General features: G+C 27.5%; 19 protein-coding genes. 12 read left to right on the top strand and 7 right to left on the bottom strand.

The genetic code is table 11. The features are described 5' to 3' along the window. Window positions 1-104 precede the first annotated feature (104 nt). The 5 genes from J3E06_RS08200 (at window position 105) to J3E06_RS08180 (ending at window position 6,499) form a co-directional block, all read left to right on the top strand. On the top strand, window positions 105-1,307 hold the full coding sequence (locus tag J3E06_RS08200) for an iron ABC transporter substrate-binding protein (protein ID WP_013180001.1): 1,203 nt from the start codon (window positions 105-107) through the stop codon (window positions 1,305-1,307). A gap of 200 nt (window positions 1,308-1,507) precedes the next feature. After that, window positions 1,508-2,686: a methyltransferase gene (locus tag J3E06_RS08195; protein ID WP_013180002.1), complete on the top strand. Its 1,179-nt coding sequence runs from the start codon at window positions 1,508-1,510 to the stop codon at window positions 2,684-2,686. Window positions 2,687-2,918: 232 nt separating this feature from the next. Then, window positions 2,919-3,473, top strand: a complete 555-nt coding sequence (locus J3E06_RS08190) for a hypothetical protein (RefSeq protein ID WP_013180003.1) — start codon at window positions 2,919-2,921, stop codon at window positions 3,471-3,473. Window positions 3,474-3,620: 147 nt separating this feature from the next. Continuing rightward, window positions 3,621-5,378, top strand: coding sequence for a DUF128 domain-containing protein (locus tag J3E06_RS08185; RefSeq protein ID WP_013180004.1), 1,758 nt, complete (start codon window positions 3,621-3,623; stop codon window positions 5,376-5,378). Window positions 5,379-5,572: 194 nt separating this feature from the next. Next, window positions 5,573-6,499 carry a TIM barrel protein gene (locus tag J3E06_RS08180; RefSeq protein WP_013180005.1) on the top strand — a complete coding sequence of 309 codons (927 nt, stop codon included), beginning with the start codon at window positions 5,573-5,575 and terminating at the stop codon, window positions 6,497-6,499. A 38-nt stretch (window positions 6,500-6,537) separates the two neighbouring features. Here the strand turns inward: J3E06_RS08180 and J3E06_RS08175 are convergent, their stop codons facing one another. Beyond that, a complete protein-coding gene (locus tag J3E06_RS08175; protein ID WP_013180006.1) occupies window positions 6,538-6,744 on the bottom strand; it encodes a FeoA family protein in 207 nt (68 codons plus the stop codon). A 356-nt stretch (window positions 6,745-7,100) separates the two neighbouring features. Here J3E06_RS08175 and J3E06_RS08170 point away from each other — a divergent pair, with 356 nt between their 5' ends. Beyond that, a complete protein-coding gene (locus J3E06_RS08170; RefSeq protein WP_013180007.1) occupies window positions 7,101-7,523 on the top strand; it encodes a metal-dependent transcriptional regulator in 423 nt (140 codons plus the stop codon). Window positions 7,524-7,565: 42 nt separating this feature from the next. Here J3E06_RS08170 and mvk read toward each other — a convergent pair whose 3' ends face one another. Next, a complete protein-coding gene (gene mvk / locus J3E06_RS08165) occupies window positions 7,566-8,636 on the bottom strand; it encodes a mevalonate kinase (RefSeq protein WP_013180008.1) in 1,071 nt (356 codons plus the stop codon). Next, window positions 8,637-10,226 carry a selenocysteine-specific translation elongation factor gene (selB, locus tag J3E06_RS08160; protein ID WP_013180009.1) on the bottom strand — a complete coding sequence of 530 codons (1,590 nt, stop codon included), beginning with the start codon at window positions 10,224-10,226 and terminating at the stop codon, window positions 8,637-8,639. A gap of 231 nt (window positions 10,227-10,457) precedes the next feature. Between selB and J3E06_RS08155 the strand changes: the two genes are divergently transcribed. Continuing rightward, window positions 10,458-11,717 carry an FAD-dependent oxidoreductase gene (locus J3E06_RS08155; RefSeq protein ID WP_013180010.1) on the top strand — a complete coding sequence of 420 codons (1,260 nt, stop codon included), beginning with the start codon at window positions 10,458-10,460 and terminating at the stop codon, window positions 11,715-11,717. Between the two features lie 120 nt (window positions 11,718-11,837). On the opposite strand, the gene J3E06_RS08150 is transcribed toward J3E06_RS08155, so the two are convergent. After that, window positions 11,838-13,001, bottom strand: a complete 1,164-nt coding sequence (locus J3E06_RS08150; protein WP_013180011.1) for a hypothetical protein — start codon at window positions 12,999-13,001, stop codon at window positions 11,838-11,840. Window positions 13,002-13,327: 326 nt separating this feature from the next. On the opposite strand from J3E06_RS08150, the gene J3E06_RS08145 reads away from it, so the two are divergent. Together J3E06_RS08145 and J3E06_RS08140 are read left to right on the top strand one after the other, a co-directional pair. Next, on the top strand, window positions 13,328-14,746 hold the full coding sequence (locus J3E06_RS08145; protein WP_013180012.1) for a GTPase: 1,419 nt from the start codon (window positions 13,328-13,330) through the stop codon (window positions 14,744-14,746). Window positions 14,747-14,942: 196 nt separating this feature from the next. After that, entirely contained in the window at window positions 14,943-15,605 is a 663-nt protein-coding gene (locus J3E06_RS08140) for a TIGR00266 family protein (protein WP_013180013.1), read from the top strand. 112 nt (window positions 15,606-15,717) lie between these two features. Here J3E06_RS08140 and J3E06_RS08135 read toward each other — a convergent pair whose 3' ends face one another. Both J3E06_RS08135 and J3E06_RS08130 read right to left on the bottom strand, forming a co-directional pair. Next, the gene (locus J3E06_RS08135) at window positions 15,718-16,374 is read right to left on the bottom strand and encodes a ThiF family adenylyltransferase (RefSeq protein WP_013180014.1); all 657 of its coding nucleotides are present in this window, start codon (window positions 16,372-16,374) and stop codon (window positions 15,718-15,720) included. Between the two features lie 12 nt (window positions 16,375-16,386). Then, window positions 16,387-17,388 (bottom strand): CheR family methyltransferase, encoded by a 1,002-nt coding sequence (locus J3E06_RS08130; protein ID WP_013180015.1) that lies wholly within the window; start codon window positions 17,386-17,388, stop codon window positions 16,387-16,389. A 114-nt stretch (window positions 17,389-17,502) separates the two neighbouring features. Here J3E06_RS08130 and J3E06_RS08125 point away from each other — a divergent pair, with 114 nt between their 5' ends. After that, window positions 17,503-18,525, top strand: coding sequence for a transcriptional regulator (locus J3E06_RS08125; RefSeq protein ID WP_013180016.1), 1,023 nt, complete (start codon window positions 17,503-17,505; stop codon window positions 18,523-18,525). A gap of 60 nt (window positions 18,526-18,585) precedes the next feature. On the opposite strand, the gene J3E06_RS08120 is transcribed toward J3E06_RS08125, so the two are convergent. Next, window positions 18,586-19,050: a methyltransferase family protein gene (locus tag J3E06_RS08120; RefSeq protein WP_013180017.1), complete on the bottom strand. Its 465-nt coding sequence runs from the start codon at window positions 19,048-19,050 to the stop codon at window positions 18,586-18,588. A 175-nt stretch (window positions 19,051-19,225) separates the two neighbouring features. Here J3E06_RS08120 and J3E06_RS08115 point away from each other — a divergent pair, with 175 nt between their 5' ends. Both J3E06_RS08115 and J3E06_RS08110 read left to right on the top strand, forming a co-directional pair. Continuing rightward, window positions 19,226-19,930: a hypothetical protein gene (locus J3E06_RS08115; protein WP_013180018.1), complete on the top strand. Its 705-nt coding sequence runs from the start codon at window positions 19,226-19,228 to the stop codon at window positions 19,928-19,930. Between the two features lie 43 nt (window positions 19,931-19,973). Continuing rightward, window positions 19,974-20,285 (top strand): hypothetical protein, encoded by a 312-nt coding sequence (locus J3E06_RS08110; RefSeq protein ID WP_013180019.1) that lies wholly within the window; start codon window positions 19,974-19,976, stop codon window positions 20,283-20,285. Window positions 20,286-20,462: the final 177 nt, after the last annotated feature.

Below are 20,462 nucleotides of genomic sequence, written 5' to 3'. Positions count from 1 at the left end.
AAAAATTGTAATAATAAATACAAGATTAACAGTGTACTTTAAATTTAAATTATACAATAAAATTGAAATAATTGAAATAAAGAAAAGTAAAGTAGGACGATAATATGAATAAAACATTTAAAAAATCAGTAGTTATGGTTTTCAGTGTTATTATGGTCGTAGTTGTAGCAATGAGTTGTGGATGTGTTGGTGAAAATACTGGTGCAAATAATGCAAATACAGGTATTGATAGTTCAAACACTAACGACAACACAAATCAAAATGCAAAAAACTCCGATATGGGAAATAATGCCGAATACATAACTGTTGTGGATATGGCCGGTAGAACAGTCGAAGTTCCAAAAACAATTAATAAAGTAATTGGATTAGGCTGTTCATTAAGAGAAATAGTTTACTTAAATGAAACAGATAAAGTAATCGCAATTGAACAGAGAGAAAGCGTTCAATCAAAATCTGACGACGATAAATTCCCTTGCGGTACTGAATTACCATATTTAGCTGCAAACCCGGAATTACTTGATTTACCGGTAGCGGGTAAAGCAGGAACAAGTTATAATTATGAAGCAATTCTTAAAATGAACCCTGATGTAATTTTTATGGGCAACAACAAAGATGCTGCCGATGATTTACAAAATAAAGTGGATATACCTGTTGTAGTTGTATATACTGCTACAATCGGTCCAGAAGCTCAAAATGAAAAATATGAGAAATCATTAAGATTAATGGGTACAATATTAGGCAAAGAAGAAAGAGCCGAAGAAATATTGGATAAAATAGAAGAATATAGAAACGATTTACAATCAAGAGTTTCAAAAGCTGACGTTCACCCAAGTGCATATATTGCAGGTAGGGCATACAGTGGTGCACACGGTATTACAACAACTGACCCACATTGGCCATCATTTGAATTATTAGGCGCTAATAACGTAGCATATAATGTTTCAGAAATCAGTGAGGGTAAAGAAGTTAGTAAAGAGCAAGTATTGGCTTGGAACCCTGATTACATATTTGTAAGTGAAGCTTCATTAAATGAAGTTTCAGCAGACTTGGAAAAACCGGAATTTAAAGGTTTAAGTGCAGTTTCAAACGATAGAGTTTACAAAGTACTGCCATACTGCTGGTATTCATTTAACAAAGATACAGCAATCGCAAATGCTTATTATGTGGGCAAAGTGCTTTACCCTGAGCAGTTTGCAGACGTTGACCCTGAAGAAAAAGCGGACGAAATATATTTATTCTTCGATGGAAATGGGGCTTATGAATCCATTTCAAATAGGATGGGCGGATATGAAAAATTTGAATTATAGATATTTAATAGTTTGATACATATTGATTAATACTTAAAATAATATTTTAAAATAATATTCTAAATTTTTTATTTTTACATTTAATTGAACTAAATTGAACTAAGTACATAAAATTATAAATTATAAATTATAAATTAGATATTTCTTTAATTAATTTAAATGTATAAAATTTACTAAGAACTTACAATAAAGGTGTAAATATGAGTAAAAATGTAATGGAAACCCCTAAAATTGAACCTGAACAAATAGAAAATCTTTTTGAAGATGCTTACTTGGGTTTGAGAAAATTCTTTTTATTAAGCTTCTGTTTAAAATATAATGTTTTTGAATTATTAGATACGCAAAAAACTTTTAACGAAATCGAAGTTTGGTACGAAAAACAAGGTTTTCAACCAAATAAAAATCTTTTGTTAAATATGTTGGACGCATTAGTTCAATTTGGTTTAATAAAAGTTTATCACGAGTCATACAGCTCAGATGATATATTTTACAAAGCAACTGAACTCTCAAAAACGTATTTAAATCCAAATTCGGAATTTAGCAAAATAAATTCATTAGCTCCTTTTTATACTTACGGTGAGAGGGCTAACAGATGGATTAATTTAGATGAAACATTGAAAGCAGGAGAATTAAAAACTGAGGAAGGAGCTTTCTTCCCCGATATAATTAAAAGGATGGCGATTGATTGTAGGGCAGGCGAATTGCAATTAACAATCAACTATTTAAAGCACTTTGAAGAAGTAAAAAGTGCTAAAAGTATCTTAGATGTGGCAGGCGGGCACGGATTGTATGGTATCGCTTTATCCTACTTAAATGAAGATTCAAAATGTAAAGTATTTGATTTACCGGAAGTTTGCGAAGAAACTAAGAAATATATTGAAGAATACGGTTCTGATAGGGTATCAACTGTTTCAGGTAATTTCTTTACCGATAATTTCGTAGATACATTAGATTCAAATAATTCTGAAGGCTACGACTTAATATTTAGTTCCTACAACCCAGGAGGTAAAAATCCAGCAGTAATTGACAAAATTTGTGAAGCAACTGCTTTAAATGGTATTTTTGCAAATAAACAGGCTTTTCCAGAAACTATTGATAAAAAATACGCTGTTAAAAAGGCTTTTGAAGGTATAGATTGGAATATGTTTAGTTTTACCGGAACTAAAAAAGAAAAAATTTGCTATACTTTTGAAAACAGTTTAACATTAGATGGATATACAAATCATTTGGAAAAAAAAGGCTTTAAAATATTGGGTATTTTTGCATTGGAAGATAAAAAATCCGTAAAAGAAGATGCTCACCACGCAAACGTTAGAAAACATCACAGCAAAATGAAAATGGGCAATTACATCGTAGTTGCTAAAAAAGTTAGAAATTAATTAATTAATTAATTAATAATTAGTAATTATTACTTATTACTTATTACCTATTATTTTATTAATAATTTTATTTTTTATAATATATTTTATATTTTTTATAATATATTTTTTATCGGTTATTTTTTAGTTATGTATTTTATATCAATTTAAACCAAAATTATCGTTCGGTCAATTCCTTACATAATCTCCATTTTTATATAAGTTTTAAACCATAGTGATTTTTGGTGATAAAATGAATATAAATGTGAAAAAAATAAAAAAGCATATGATAATTTTGGCGATTTTAGGTTCTTTATTTACCACGTCAGTTTTTGCAATGCCCGTTATTAATTCAGAAGATAAAACGCCGGTTTTAATAAGTTCAGAAAATGAAAAATCTAATTATGATGAAAATAATGGATATACGGTAAGTAGTTTATTATATGATATATGGAATGGATTTTTAAATTTATTTGATAACTCAAACTCAAATAGTTCTAATTTAAATAATTCAGATTTAGAGAATACTAATTTAAATAATTCAAACGATTTAGATAATTTAGATAATTTAGATAATTATACGAACGGAAAAATCGTTGATATTTTAGAAAAAGATGAAAATGGTGTATATGACGTAATCATCAACAAAAGCAATGGTTCCCCCTTAATCATACGCATATCTCCAGAAACTAAACTTTTGTGCGATGAACAGGACCTAAAAACAGATGCAGAAATTAAAGTGGGTGGAAATATAGTTTTAAGATGTTATCCAGGTATTTTAATCGCTAATAGTGTAGAAATCATTTAAAATATTTATTAATTAATAAATAAATAAATATAACTCCATACTCTTTTTTATTTTTCAAAAAATTTTCAAATTCAAATCTATAGGTATATATAACAAATTAAACATATTCAAATTATTATATAACTCTAATTTAGGTGAGGGACGAATATGACTAAAAACCTAAATATTGCTATTTTGAATCTACTCTCGAAATATGATAAACCGATAGGTGCCAAAATAATAGCCGAAGATTTAAAATTACGGGGCTATGACATTGGAGAACGTGCAGTTAGATATCATTTGCAATCAATGGATGATGATGAACTAACGGAAAGAGTAGGGTACTCTGGAAGAATTATCACTGAAAAAGGAGCCGAAGAATTACAAAAAGCCAATGTAGCTCACAGAATAGGCTCTATTTCAGGCAATATATATGATAAACTTACAAAAGGTAATTATCCTGAAACCGTTATTGTAAATAGGGGAACTTTTAACTTAAAAGAAAATTCAGAATCAAAGGAAGAGCTTAAAAAATTAAAGGAATTAATTCTTTTAAGCTTTAAACATGGATATAGTACCGGAAATTATTTAAAAATGGAACAATTGGATAAAAAAGATAATAATTTAAGATTAAATGTAGAAACACTTTGTAATATAAATTTTGACAATTATTTAATTAAGAATGGAATAATGTCAATGCCAAAACACGGCGGTATTGTTAAATATGAAGATAATAAGCCTGTTAATTTTAAAGGAGTTATCGAGTTCAAAAAAACATCTGTAGACCCATTAATAGCTTTTATAATGCAAAAAAAGACTGAAGTACTGAGTACAATTGAAAATGGGGAAGGTTATATCCCAGCTAATTTTAGGGTAATACCAAAATCAAAATTAGACGAATTTAAGCAATTATTAAAAAAAGACAACTTAAAATCTGTAATATGTTATGGGGAAAATAATGTATTAGGGATAAACTTAAATGACGAAGAAATAGGTGTCGCACTAATTGGAGGGCTTACTCCGCTTTGCATACCTGTTGAATTGGGTTATTCTTTAGATATTAACTCAACAACCAAAATAGAAGCTAATCCAAACATTCAAGTGCCTAAAGAACGTATACTCGAACCAATAGAAATTAATGACGAATTTTTAAATAAATATAAGTACAAATTTAAGGGATATGGTAGAAGTTCTGAAGGGTACGATATCTGTAGCGTAGCAGATTTAAAACGATTAAACGTTTTAAAAGATTATAACGTTAAACCCGTTTTATCGAAAATGATTTCAATGATGCACGAAGTAAAATTCGATTTAAATAATGAATCCGGTCGAATTATCGTTAATATGGCCAAAATAGATTTAAAATATGAAGAAAAAGTTTTAAAACTTTTAAAAGAAATTTATAAACGGGATTTATCAACATCTAATAAATTAAAGGTTGAAATAGATGTTAAAAACGAATGTTTAAACATATATACCGTATGCTCTTTAACATTTGATGGAATACTGCTTGAAAATCAGATTCCTGTAATTCCCTATTATGGGGGGTTATTGGAAAGACCTGAAATGAGATTTATAGAGGCTATTGCATATGAAGGCACGTCTTTAGACCCTCACGAAGTGTTTTTCGATAAAGCAGATGGTAAAACGACCATACTGGCAGGACTTAGGAAAGTGCCGATGTATTCAAAATCAAAAATCGAAGAAATTTATGAAACTTTGGGCTGGAATTCAATTTTAGAATTTGGTAGGCCAAACAATGATTTATGCGGGATTAGGGTAGAAACTGAAATGTTGGGATATGTAAGTGTAGGCGGTACAAATCCCTTTGCATACTTAAATATTAACGACATACCTGTAAAAATTGAAACACATTATAAAATAATGGATTATTCGGAATTGGAAGATTATAATTCAATATTATAGTTATTATTATTATTATTAATTTTTTATTATTATTATTATTTTATTAGTTTATTATTAGTTTATTAGTTTATTATTAGTTTATTATTATTTTTTCAAACTTAAAATTTCACAAACTATATATTTTATGTATTTCATATTTTTTATAATGAGAGTTATTACTTATTAATTTAGTATATGTGGGTAAGAGGGGTCATATGAGTAAATCAAAGCACTTAAAACTTTCAAAACCAGTTATAGGGCTTACGTCGTTATTTTTTTGGGAATATCCTATCGAAGAGATAGTCGATATTGTTCGTGAGTTAGAGCTGTCTTGTTTTGAATTTGTAGTCGAAAATCCGGAATTTTGGAAAAACAGATATGATGAAGATTATTTGAAAAACTTAAAAAAGGAAATGCTTAAAATAAAACATTTGTGTGTCCACGCACCATATATAGAGCTTAATCCTGCGTCTACTAACGAAAACCTTCGGAATATTACATTAGAAGAAACTTTTTGGGCTTTAAACGTTGCTAAGTTCTACGAAGCAAAACATATGGTATTTCACGCAGGTCAAAGAAGTGCAAAAAGGTTGCCGAGAATCAACGAAGAATACGCTTATTTAAGTAATTACATTAGACTATGCTGTAAACTCAATGAATATGTAGATTACAGGGATTTAGAATCTGTTCAGCAAATTGATGAATTAATAAGCAATGAATTAATATTATCTGTTGAAAATTCACCGCAAGGAATAAATAAATTATGTAAAACGCCCGAGGAAATTAATTACTACTTAAATAAATATGAAAAATTAAGATTTACTCTTGATTTTGTACACGCACGTACACACGTTGAAGAATTTTTAAAAAACGTTGATACTTCAAAAATTTCTAATGTTCATATATCGGGTGTTAATTCTAAAGATACCGACCATTATTCTTTAAAAAATTCTGAAGAACCTTATAAATCATTATTTGAAAAATCGATATATGATTTAGTCCATAAATATAATTATAAAAGTTCAATTATTTTAGAATTTAATGACCTATTATATAATAATGGTAATGATATGACAAAAAAGCAAAAAATGGATACAATTTCGGGGGAATTAAATCATATCCGCAATGTTTTAGAGATTTAAAAGTTATCTTAATAAAAATTAGATTAAATAATCCATTATTATTTTACCATAATTTTATCTGCCATTCCTCTACCTATGGCTATTTTACAGTTCCCTATTCTAACTAATAAAGGTCCCCTACTTTTGTTTAACAAGGTTATTTTACAACCTGGTATAATACCGAGTTCATAAAATTTTCTGCAAACTCCGCCGTTAACTTCTAATACTGTGTAAGAACCTGGATTTTTTGATAATATACTTTCCATAAAATCACCCTTGATTTTTTTATTAATTACGGGCGTAATCTTAATTTAATAATTGTTTAGAAAATACTTTTACTGTAATTAAATAATTTAAATTAACTTAAATTATATAGTGTACGTTCTACTATATATATTTTATTAAACGTGATTAATTAACATCGGTTAAAATTTTTAATTTAGTTTAAAAGTTTAAATACTATAAGTTATAGATATATGAATAATATGAATTGGTAATTATTATTATTATTATTATTATTATTTAAAATTAATTTAAGAAAAATAAAACAAATGAATTTAAGATATAAACCTATATAAACCTATATAAACCTATATAAACCATATTTAAACTTGGTGATTTAATGATTTCTCCAAATATTGAAGATTATCTCGAAAGCATACATATGTTTACTCAAAAAGAACATAGGCCTGTAAAAACAACTGAATTGGCAAATATCTTGGGAGTAAAACCCGCAGCTGTCACTGGTATGGCTAAAAAATTAAGTAGTGAAGGTTATATAATTTATGAACCTTATGTGGGCATAAAATTAGATGAAAAAGGCGAATTAATCGCAAGGAATATTTTAAGAAAACATAGAATTTTGGAACACTTTTTAACTGATTATTTAGATATAGAATTAGAAAAAGCAAGTGAAGAAGCTTGTAAATTAGAACATGCCATGAGTGATGAAACAATTGAAAAACTTTACGAATTTATAGAAAAACCTAAAAAATGCCCTCACGGAGAAAAAATCGAAGAATCGGCACCTAAAAAAGAAGAATAAAGAATAATAAAGAAGAATAAAGAATAAAACTGAAAAAGAATTTTATTTATTTAAATACATTTTGCACTCAAAAATTTCCATAACATCTATTTTTTTAAGATTATATATTAACTCCTGTTTACGTAGTTCCTCATCATCTAATAATATTATGGCACAACCTCCACCGCCTGCACCGGTTAATTTAGCACCTAATCCATATTTAGAGCCTAATTCTACAACTTCGTCAATTTTTTGAGTAGATATGTTTAAATCTTTTAATAAATTATGGTTTTGAGTCATTAAATTTCCAAACTCTGATTTATTTTTACAAGTTTTTAACTTTGAAATAATTTCCCCAATTTTTGAAAATATTTCTTCTTTTTTAGGGTTATTTCCAACTTCCTGAACTAATTCAGCGGTTTTTCTGTTTCGTTCTTCTACATATACAATCAAAAAGTTGCAAGTTTGTATCAATTCTACCAAATTATCGTTTAAATTTAAATCATCGGTGATATATTCGTTATTTATTATTTCAAGAATTCCACCCATTGAAACGGTGTACGTATCGGTAATACTCGCCCTACCTTGTATTTCCTTTTCAACACTGTAGGCTATTTCCGCCATTTCACTATTAGAAAGATTTAAATTTTTATTCAACAATTTAGACACTAATTTTATGGTTGTTAATACTGCAGAAGCTGAAGAACCTAAACCACAGCTTACGGGAGTTTCAGAATGCAATATTAATTCAAAAGGTAATATTTTAATGTCTTTGTTTTTATTGTTATTTATCATATATTTTATAGTATTTTTAATTGCACAAACTACGTATTTTACATTTTTAACAATATTATTAACATCTAAATTTAAAAAATTTCTTATTTCTTCGTCATTTGAAATATCTATTACTATTTTCTCGTTTAAATCCTGTAAATCAATTTTTATGTACTTTTCACTACAATTTTCACTACAATCATCTAATTTTTTAATAGTTCCAAAAGTTTTTAAATCGATTGCCATTGAAATAGCGGGGTATCCATCTACAACGGCGTGCTCCCCAAATAGAATTATTTTTGAAGGGCTTGTCTCGGAAATTTTAAAATATTTATTCTGAAACTCTTGAAAATTTTCCATTTAACCCCACCTTCTAAGCCTTTTCAAAAGTACAACATCCCTATTGCCCACTTCAGCGTCAAAATCTGCTACAAGTACGCCTTTAGTGCCAAAAGTACCTTTAAGTTTACCTATTGCTTTAATGTACTCTGGACGTTTAGTATATTCTTTTGAACCATCTAATTTATTTGAATCTTCAGCAAGTAATTTTTTAATTTCTTCAACATTCTTCGATTTATCAATTACATAAACCTTTTCGCCGATTAATTTTTCTGCATTTGATTTTGAAGGGGCTAAATTTTCAATAGTGGTTCTTCCTTTTTCTATACGAATATTACCATCTCTTAAAACTTCCTTTCTAATGTCTAAGTCTTTTAAAGACTCAAAACCTTCAATAGTCCCGTGTCCACAAATTCTAAGTGTTGTAGGTGGTAAATCTAACCTTGTGATTAATATTCTATCGCCTACTTCTGCGAGTACCTTATCGTCAAGTTCAAAAGAACAGTAGCATTCTTGTCCTGCACCAACCTGATTTACGATTAAATTCTCGGTATTGTTGTTTTGAGGATTTATGACTTTTTTGTATGTGATTACCTTAGCGGGAACAGTCAACATTCCTACATTAAGGTGCACAGTCATTTTTGGCGTTAAATTATAGCGAAAAATGTCTGAAATTTTGACCTTAGCCACTATCTTATCGACCATCTGTAATTTGGTATCTTTTGAAGTTAATATACAACCTCGGTATATCTGTTTAGCTTCAACATTTTGTAAGGCCATACCCACACGGTCCCCAGCTTCTGCTTCGTTTACACTTTTTCTAAATCTTTGTATACTTCTTACTTTTGTTTCCATATTAATGGGCAATATCTTTAATTCATCGCCAACTTTTACAATACCCTTGTTTATAGTGCCCGTAATTACAGTACCCGCTCCTTTAATCGGAAATGCGTGGTCTAAAGGCATTTTAAAGTAGTCATCGGTTTTTCTATTGAGTTTATTTTCATTTTGAAGTTTAAGAAGGTGTTCCATTATTGAATTTTTTAAATTGTCAATACCAAGGTTATTTTTTGCAGAAATCTCTAAAATTTCACTATTTTTTAAATTTTGGGTTGAATTAAGTATGGAATTCATAAATAATTTTGTTTGTGCAATTTCTTCAGCATTGGCGTTGTCAATTTTTGTAATAACTACAATAGTCGGTATATTAAAGTTATCTAATATAAGTAAGTGCTCACCAGTCTGCGTTTTTGGTCCTTCCTTCGCATCTACGACTATAAGTGCAATATCGATTATATCAGCTGCACTAACCACCGTTTTAATTAAATCGGCGTGTCCGGGAGCATCTACTAGAGTAATCATATAATTTTGATTTGTTTCTTCTTTTTTTAAGTTAAATGATGAGAAACCCATATCTATAGTTATCCCTCGTTTTTGGGATTCTGGTAATTTATCAAGCGATGAAGTAGAGGCTATCTCTGTTAGTACGCCCGATAAGGTGGTTTTTCCGTGGTCAATGTGTCCAAAAATTCCTAAATTGATATTTGTTAAATCTTTTAAATCTAAATCCGCATCTAAATTTTGATTTGTGTTTGAATTTGAAGCTGTCATAATAATCTTACCGTAAATTTTAGTTAATTTGATTTTCTTAATTATATTATTACATATTACTTTATATTGTTTTAGATTTATTTATCCTATTCTTTATAAATCTATTATAACATAAATATAATTAGATAACAACATATGACATAAAATAAAATAATAAAATAATAAAATAATAAAATAAAATAATAAAATAATAAAATAAAATAATAAAAAATTCATAAAACGGGGGTTATTATGGATTTATCAAACGTAAATGTGGCAGTAATCGGTGCAGGACCGGCAGGGTCCGCTTGTGCGAAAAAACTTTCAAGAATGGGGATTTCAGTAGATTTATATGAAAAAGACAAATTAGGGGGTCTTTGCTTAAATTACGGCTGTAAGTATATAAATGCACTTAAAGAGGTTTCTGACTCAATAGATAAGTTAAATGAAGTTAAAAATAATAGCAATATTCATAAAAACACAGATAAATACACATTAAATGATTTTATGACCTTTAAAACTCTAAATAAAAAAATAGACGAAGTTCACAAAGAAATTAGACTGCATAGTCTTGAAAAATTAAAAAAAGAAGGCGTAAATGTAATATTTAAACGATTTGATACCGAAAAAGAAATGAAAAATGAAAATAAAAATAAAAATAAAAATAAAAAAAACTATGATTATGTAGTATATGCAACTGGTATGGATTATCCTAATACATACAACGAAATAACCTGCAATAAATATTCTGATTTGGTAAATTTAAAAGAATTGCCTGAAAAAATGGTGGTAATAGGTGGTGGAATCTCTGCCTCAGAAATTTCTTCAGTATTCTCATCTTTAGGTTCTGAAGTGTTTACATACGTTCGTTCTAACATTTTAAAGCGTATTACCGACCCCGATGTTAGGAAATATGTTTTAAATCATATTATCAACTTCAACATTACAAACGATGAAAATAAAACCAAAGAGCTATTAAAAGACGAAAACGTGTATAATTTAATAGCATTCGGGGGAACTCGACCTTTTAGTGTAAATAATAATTTAAAAGTTCGTTGCGACTCAAATAATGTTTATGCTTGCGGTGATGCAGTCGGTAGGAGCAATACTCCTCTTTCAGTACGGCAGGGGGCTATTGTAGCAAGAAATATCTATAATGAAATTACGGGAAAATCACTTATTAAATTGAAACCATTGCCATATATGGAAGTAATACGTCTAAAAATACCTTTGGGGATGATAGGAACGCAAACTAATGATTATAAAGAAATAAAAACAGGAAATGTACACGGGGCATACTTTGAAAAATATAGGGGATTTAATAGAGTTTACTTTGAAAATGGTAAAGTTGTAGGTGGGGTTTCTATGGGTTCACCAAATGAGGTTGCACCTTATTTTTTACAATATATCAACGGCATTGGGGATTATAGTAAATTTTACAACATATTTCCAACATCTGACCCATTTCCACCACTTTTAAAAGAAATTGATAGAAAAAAACAAAATAATTAAATAATTAAATAATTAAATTGGTATATTTTATATTCTATATTAATATATTTTATATCCTATATCTTATATTCTATATTTTATATTACCATATTATTCAATAAATTAGCAATAATCCTTTTTTTAATTTTTATTTAATTTAATATACTCATTAAATGCTTCTCTTGTAGTTCCGACAACCACCCTATAATAATTCTCACAATTGGGGGATTCTACAGCTTCTAATTTACCCCTTATTGATACATTTTCATTATTTAAGCACTGTCCGGCATAAGTATGAGTAAAAGAAACTACTTCTTTTAGGGCCATAGAATTTTCCTTAATTTCTTTTATCTCATTTAAGTGCATATTTCCCTCATAATTTCCAAGTTCCACGTTTTCAAGTGAATATGTAGCAGGATTATCAAACATATAGTCATCGTCTTTTATATTTGCATTTATTTTAATAAAACCCTTGTTTTTATACGATTTATCGCCGTAATTATCGTTTATTTCGTCCCACTCTCGAGTAGCCAATAAATCAAACATTGTCCCATTTACGGAGCCACGATTATATTTTCTTAATTCGTGCCATACGAATTCGTCATATTCGAGTGTATCGTCTTTAATTCTCTTTTTATAAGCTTTTTTCCAGAAATCTTCCGAAAGTGGGGTAATTTCAGCTATTTCTCCATCTTCAAAGCATTCTTTTAATATTTTTCTCGCAATTTTGTGATTTTTCATACCATATATTACAAAATCAATGTCTGAGCCTTCATTATTGAGTTTTGGTATTGTAGAGCCAGAAACACCCATATTTTCATAATCAATGGGTAAGTTATTTTTTTGACCACATTCTTTTAATTTTTCAGCTAATTTTTTACATTTTTCTTCCAAAAGTGTCTGTGGATTGTTTATTATTTCTTTTAACCTATCTTTTGGGCTTATAATCTGTTTTACATTGTTATAAGGTATTGCGTGTAAAACTACGTCGTTTACACTATCATAATAAACATAAATCGGATAATTTTGTTGTAATATATCATAAGCAGTCTTTGAATCTGCTACTTTAATAAATTTTAATTCTCGCCCTGTTTCATCTAATTTAACCCTTATATCATTTTTATCTAAATTATAAATTGATAATAATTCATCAATTTCTTTATTGGTGGTTTCTGAAAGTTTGTTTAAATTAATATATCTTAAAAATGCAATTATTCTATCATTGGGGTGTTGATAGGTGTTAACTGCAAAATAACCCTCTTCAGTTTCTACAAAATCCCTTAATCGTGCTTTTAGGTTTGACATTTTTACACCGAGTTTATCTATTGTATATTTATCCGTCGTACATATACAACTAATTAATTTATGGATTATTTATCTATTTATCATATTATATAATCATTTTTATATTGTTTTAGAGTAAATTACTATTAAATTACTATTAAATTACTATTAAATTATATATAAAATAATGATAATTATTTAAATGATATACCACTATCTTAATTAATAAATTGTTAAATTTAACAATATTTTCAATTTATGGTCAAAAATCAAAACAATACTTAAAAGTTAAAAGTCAAAATTTATATTTTTAGTTTTATTTTTAGTTTTATTTTTATGGTGAAATTATGGAAAAAAAGAAATCAACATTTAGGATATCAACCAAATTAAAAGTTAAAGGCATCATTTCAGAATGTGATGTTATATTATTGGTAATAGATGCTCGAGACCCCGAAACTACTCGTAATTATGATTTAGAGAGTACTATTATCCACAAAGGTAAAAAACTTATATATGTGTTGAATAAAGCAGATTTAGTGCCTAAAGAAATATTGGAAATGTGGAAAAAAAAGTTTATGGCAGAAAATCCAAATTCTTCCGTTGTATTTGTTAGTGCTACACAAAAATTAGGCACTAAAATATTAAGAGATGAAATAAAGCTCTATATTTATTCTAATGTGAAAAATAAGAGTAAAAATGATAATAAAAATGATAATAAAGAGGATAATAAAGATAATAATAAAAACGATAAAAACGATAATATAAATAAAAAGATACATAATTCAAATTCCAAAAATAGCAGTTCTAAAGTGGTTGGTACGGTAGGTATCGTAGGATACCCTAACGTAGGTAAATCCTCAATTATTAACTCACTTACGGGCAAAAAAAGTGCAAGAAGCGGTTTAGTTGCAGGTTTAACTGTTGGAGAACAATGGATTAAACTTACAAAAGACATAAAATTATTGGATACACCCGGAATAATTGAACCGAACGATGACGACGAATTAATAATATCTGGAGCTTTGAGATTTGAAAAATCAAAAAACATTACTTCACCGGCTATTAAAATCCTTCAAAGACTTCAAAAATTTGATAATACGATATTAAACGAGTATTATAAGATTGATGAGTTAAAAGACATCCCTGCTGAAAAAATCGATGAGGAAATAATTGAATTAATTGGTAAAAAGTTAAATTACTTATCAAAAGGTGGTATTACAGATATAAACCGAGCTTCACGTTCAATTATCGTAGATTTCCAAAGTGGTAAGTTAAATTATTATAAAAAGGACAAATTAGCAATTAATACCAATGATAAATCAATTAAAGAGTCCTTTGAGAAATCTGGTACGGATTCAGTAAAAAGTAGTAGAAATGAACCAATCACAAACGATGATAAAGGTGTAAAAAACGATGTTTCCTCTTTAAAATCTGGTGTAAATGATAGTGAAGAGAAAAAATTAATTTTTAAGTGCTTAAATGAGTGTATGTTAGTTGAAGATGCTAAACAAGCCATTATGCACCTTGAAAAGATACCTGAAATCATAAACCTTGATTTACGTACTGGTAGATATAAAAGAAAAAAAATATTGGCCTGCGAAAAGATTTACGATAGCTATGTTCTTGTTTCAGTTGGAGAAAGAACTAAAGATACAGGTAGAAAAAGAATGCAAGAATTTGCCGATAAATACGGAATTGAATTGTATTCTGAGGCATTTAAAAAAATTGGAAATAATAACATTTATATCGGAATTGGCGAAATCTAAATTAAATTTATTTTTATTTATTTTTAGTTATTTATTTATTATATTTATATTTTTAAATTTACTCTGAGATAATAAAATATCGTCCGTAAATTAAATAAAAAAAGATAAAAACAATAAATAAAATAAATAATAATACATTTTAATTAGTAAATACCTATAAATTAATATTTAAAATTTAAAAATAAAAGGTGTTAAAATGGCTTACGATTATAAAATCGAAAAAGGACCATCATATTCAATTTTAAAATTGAACTTAAATAACGAAGGTATTATTACAGAAACCGGTTCAATGGTTTATATGGAACCAAGCGTGGAAATAAAAACACAAGCAAAAGGTGGATTATTTGGAGCATTAAAAAGAGCTGTGGTTGGGGAAAGCATATTCTTAAATACATTCTCAGGTTCTGGTAAGTTGGCTTTAGCACCTTCATTATCTGGAGATATCCAATACCACCCATTAAACGGTACATTGTACGTTCAACACGGTGCTTATTTAGCATCTTCCCCAAATATTGAAATAGACACCAAATTTGGTGGTGCTAAATCATTTTTCGGCGGTAAAGGGTTATTTTTAATGAAATTGACTGGACAGGGTGATTTATTCTTATCATCATACGGTGCAATTGAAACTATAGAATTAAACAACGAATCATTAGTTGTAGACAATGGTAATTTAATAGGATTTACAGACGGATTGCAATTTGAATTAACCAAAGTTGGTGGTTTAAAATCCACTTTATTGGGTGGTGAAGGTTTAGTTTACAGATTATCTGGTTCAGGAACAGTTTATATTCAAACAAGAAATGTAGAGAGCTTTGTAGACTTTATATTACCATACATACCTACCCAAACTAAATAATGAATACAGATACTTAAATTATTAAATATAAAATAGTATTATTACTTATTTTATTATTTTTTATTATTTTATTATGTTATATTTTCTTATTATTTTATATTTTTTTATTAAATTAGTCTTTTTTTAAGATTAAAGAAGTTTTTACGATTAATTCACTCATTTTATCAAGTGTATATGGTGTAATCGGCTCATTATCTCTAATCAAACCACCCGTACCAATAACGATATGGTTAGGCATATTTTTCATATACTCGACTGGACCGGTTGCTTCTTGCGACATTTCAACTTTTACAGGTTTTTCAATTCCAAAAACACCGTTAGTAGAAATAAATTGTTTTTTATTCATTAAAGCATAATTCAATACAGATTCTCGGATTTTTAAGGTATTTCCACCTGCTATTACAGATACTATAATGTTTCCGTTGATTTTATCAATATTAGTTGCATTTATGTGTTCAGAAATTGCTTCAACTTTTCCAGGATAAAAATCTTCTAAAAATTTGGATTTATATTCTCCAACTTTTGCACCATATTTTCGATGAATAATATCGTTTTTATCAATTTTAGCACCGTCGAAAACTTGTATTTTTTCAAAACCTCCCCTGTGAACTTCTAATAAATCCATAACTACACGTACGCCCAAACGACCAGCTCCAAGAACTGTAATCGTCCCCTTAGGTTTTAAGTTATCTTCTAAAATTTGTATATTATCTTTATTAATATCTTTATTAATATCTTTATTTTTATTTTTAGTTTCTAAAATTCCCATAATTTCCAACCATTATTCTTTTTTAATTCCAAATATAATATGTCGTTTTCTTTTACCCGATTGAATTTCATATTTATCCAATTCTAAATTACAGTCAATTATTTTCTTTTCAACTAATTTACGTCTTTCTTCGGGTTTATCCGGAAACATAAACGCAATAATTCCATTTTCATTTAAAAAGTCTTTTGCTTCTTCAATCAACTGTTCGGAAAACTTTTCGCCGTATTTGCCCCCGCCGATTAATTCAACCTTTTCTGCATCAGCACCGCCAAAACTACGTACTGAAGCCACCGAATGGTCTGAATAATACGGAGGATACGTAAATATTATATCAAATTTATAATCGCTTAATTCATTGATATTCTTTATTAAATTTCCCTTTGAATTAATAAAATCGACTGGTACTTTAAGTTTAGTATTAATATTATTTTTATTATTTTTATTATTTTTATTATTTTTATTAATATTATTGTTAATATTACCATTAATATTATTATTATAATTTTTTCTTGCAATTTCCAGATATTCTTCTTTAATGTCTGTTGCATATATATTAATTGAATTAATTAATTTATCATCTAATTTAGTTAATTCATAAAAATATTTAGACATTAAAATTGATAAAATACCCGAACCTGTCCCGATTTCTAAAACATTTATATTTTTGGGTTTAATATTAATATCTTTTAGATTATAGGTGTTTTGCATAATGTTCATAAATTCATTTAGAATATAATAAACAAACGTATAACGGTTAACAGGGGTAGGAACTAACGCATTACTATGGAATTGCATATTTAAATCGTACAAACCTTTTAAAATTCCCACATTATATTCATAAACCGCTTTTTTTGAATTAAAATCAATTTTATAAGTTTTATTATTTTTATTATTTTTATTATTTTCTTTATCTTTTATAATTACGTATTTTTTTAAATTTTCATTATGACCAATAGCATCTTTTATTTTTAAACCGATAAATTTTTCATCTTCTTTTTCAATTTCAATTTTCATAATTTAACCCGTATAATTTTATAAATGGACTATATAATTATATATGAAGTATAACTATAATTGTATTAAATATATAGTTTCATATTTACTCATAAAATAATAAGCGTGGTTATAATGCGAGAAGTATTATTATCAGAATGTATTAAAATACTGTACGAAAATAACTTTATAATTTCAAAGCCTACGTTAGACAGGTCGTGCTTTGACTTAATAGCCCGAAAGGGAAACACGAGATTGCTTATAAAAGTTTTAAAAAACATAGATAGCTTAAGCTCTGAACAATCCCAGGAATTATACAAAATAGCTTCAATAGTGTCAGCTACGCCTTTAATAATAGGCTCAAGAACTCGTAATTCATTAATGGAAGACGAAGTCGTTTACGAAAGACACCATATAAAAGCAATTACTCCAAAGACTTTTAAAAATCAAATTGCAGGACGTCCACCCGTAGTTTACGCAGATAGGGGCGGTTTTTTTGTTAATATCGATGGAAACGTTTTAAAAAGAACACGGGAACAATTGAATATTTCAGTGGGGGAACTTGCAGAAATATCTCGGGTTTCAAGAAAAACAATTTATAAATACGAGCAAAATGAGGCAAATCCTTCTGCAGAAGTTGCAATTAAAATTGAGGAATATTTAGACGTTCCACTTGTAAAAGGTTTGCATATAATTCGTGAAGATAGTGAAAAAATAAATATAAAAGTAAATAATGTAGAAAAAATAGAAAAAATAGAAATGGAAAAAAGGGAAATAAATAATAAAAAACAAATACCTCTTAATTCAACAGTAGCCGAAGAAGAAGGTTTTAAAAGTAATGTACTTGATTTGTTTAAAGATTTAGGATTTAACATTACAGAAACTACTAAAGCTCCTTTTGATGCACTTGGGGAAGATAAAGAAAATTCTAAAAATTTACTATTCACAAATATTCAGGAATCAAGCAACGAAGAAGTAAAAAGAAAAGCTTTGCTCGTTAATGAAATTTCAAAATTATTTAATAGCCATTCTATATTAATTTTAGAAAATAAAGATATGCAGTATAAAAGAATTGCAGCCCTTAGTTTAAAAGAATTGGAGCAAATGGGCGATACTGAAGAATTATTGAATTTTTTAAAAGAAAAAAATAAAAATTAAAATTAAAAATAAAATAGATAAAAATAATACCAATAATAAAATAATTATAATTAAATTAAATTAAATTAAATAAGGAATAAACATCCATTTTACATTTTTCTTATATTTTAAATATTCATCACCTAAATTATTCGATAAATATTCTTCTTCTTTTTTTGCCAATATAAAAATCAGTAAAGTAGCTCCAACCGGCACTATACTCGTATATACGAAATTCCAAGCAAGATAAATCCCCCAAATAATTAATAAAATACTTGTGTACATGGGATGCCTTACTTTACCGTATATGCCAGTATTTACAACTTTATTTATCTCACTTGCTTTACTGTGTCCTTTTTTGTGGTACTTATGGCATTTAACGTGCATAATATACCCCAATAAAGCAATAACGATTCCAAAAACGATTAAATACGGTGAATTATAAAAAGTTGCCCAATTGAATAATTCCCCTATTAAACTGACTAAAATTTCAATTACCAAGATACTTTTTATTAACATATCTGGTTTTATATCGGTTATTGCCATACGTCTCACTTGTCTCTTTTATTAATACATGTTAAATTGAATATATATTAATATTAAAATAATCTAATAAATAATCTAATATATAAACTAATAAATAATCTAATATATAAACTAATAATTAATAATAATTAATAATATGTAATTAAATAATTAATTAATCATATTGAGGGAATTTATGACAATTAAAAAATTATTAAGCAATTTATCAGAAGAAGACCTTAAAGAATTATTTATTATAGATATGTTTAGAACTTATGAATTAAATAAGCTATTTTTAGATGATTTAGACGGTGCAACCAACAGAAGAAAAATATTACAACTAAAAAGCTTTATAGAAGAACAGATGGAAAATATAAAGTTAGACTTAGCTGAAACTATGATTTCCAATGGGTTAGATGAAGTAGAATTTTTTGAACATAGAATTAAACTTGATAAAAATGATAAAAATGATAAAAGAAACAATAACGATGCTACTGTTTCATTTGAAAGAATTCTTTGTGAAACCGATGAAAATTTAGAAAAAGAAATACAAGAAGAAGAAGAAAAATATACTGTTTGGGAAACTAACATTAAAAATAACATACTTGAAGCTGTTAACAACCATTATAATTATAATGACCAAGGTACTTGTGCAAATATGGATTACACATTTTTACAGCTATGTGAAGAACTTCCCGAAGACGTTTGGAAAAATGATACAACCAAATTTGATATATTAAATAAACTCCAAGATTTGGTATACAATGGTTTATTAACCGTAGATGGAGATATTTACACCAATAAAGAATTTAATCAAAACGATGGCAGTAAAATTTTAGATTATTCAAACGCCGATGAATCAAACATAAATCAAAATTTTATAATAAAAAAGATAAATTAAATAGGTTTTAAAATAATAATTAAATACACTATTGAGGGAATTTATGACGAGTAAAAAGATATTAAACAAATTATCCACTGAAGAAGATAAGGAAGAGTTAGCAATAGCTACATTAATCAATAATTACACAACTATGGCATTAATTAAAGCAGATTTAGAAGAAGCTACAAGTAAAAAAAAGATGTTAAAATTACAAAATAATGTAAATGATGAAATATTACAAATTTGTAATGAATTAGTACAATATATGATTTCTAAAGAATTGAATGAAATGGAATACTTGGGAATTCTTGTAAAGGTTGATAAAGAAACCAAAAAAATTTCATTTGAACCTAATCCAAATTATAAATACTAATCCTTACTTTTTAATATGGTATAATATAAATTTCATAATCATCTCTATTATGATACTAAGTAAAAAATTTACAATTATATTTATGAATATTTAAAAAATATAGGTTAAATTCTATTTCACTGTAAAATAAACAAATAAACAAAAGAGTAAATGAAACCTGAAAGGTTTCATCAAAAA

The organism is Methanococcus voltae, from assembly GCF_024807655.1.
In the GTDB taxonomy this organism is placed as follows: domain Archaea; phylum AGJL01; class Methanococci; order Methanococcales; family Methanococcaceae; genus Methanococcus; species Methanococcus voltae_D.
This window is presented reverse-complemented; position numbering and strand designations above follow the sequence as displayed.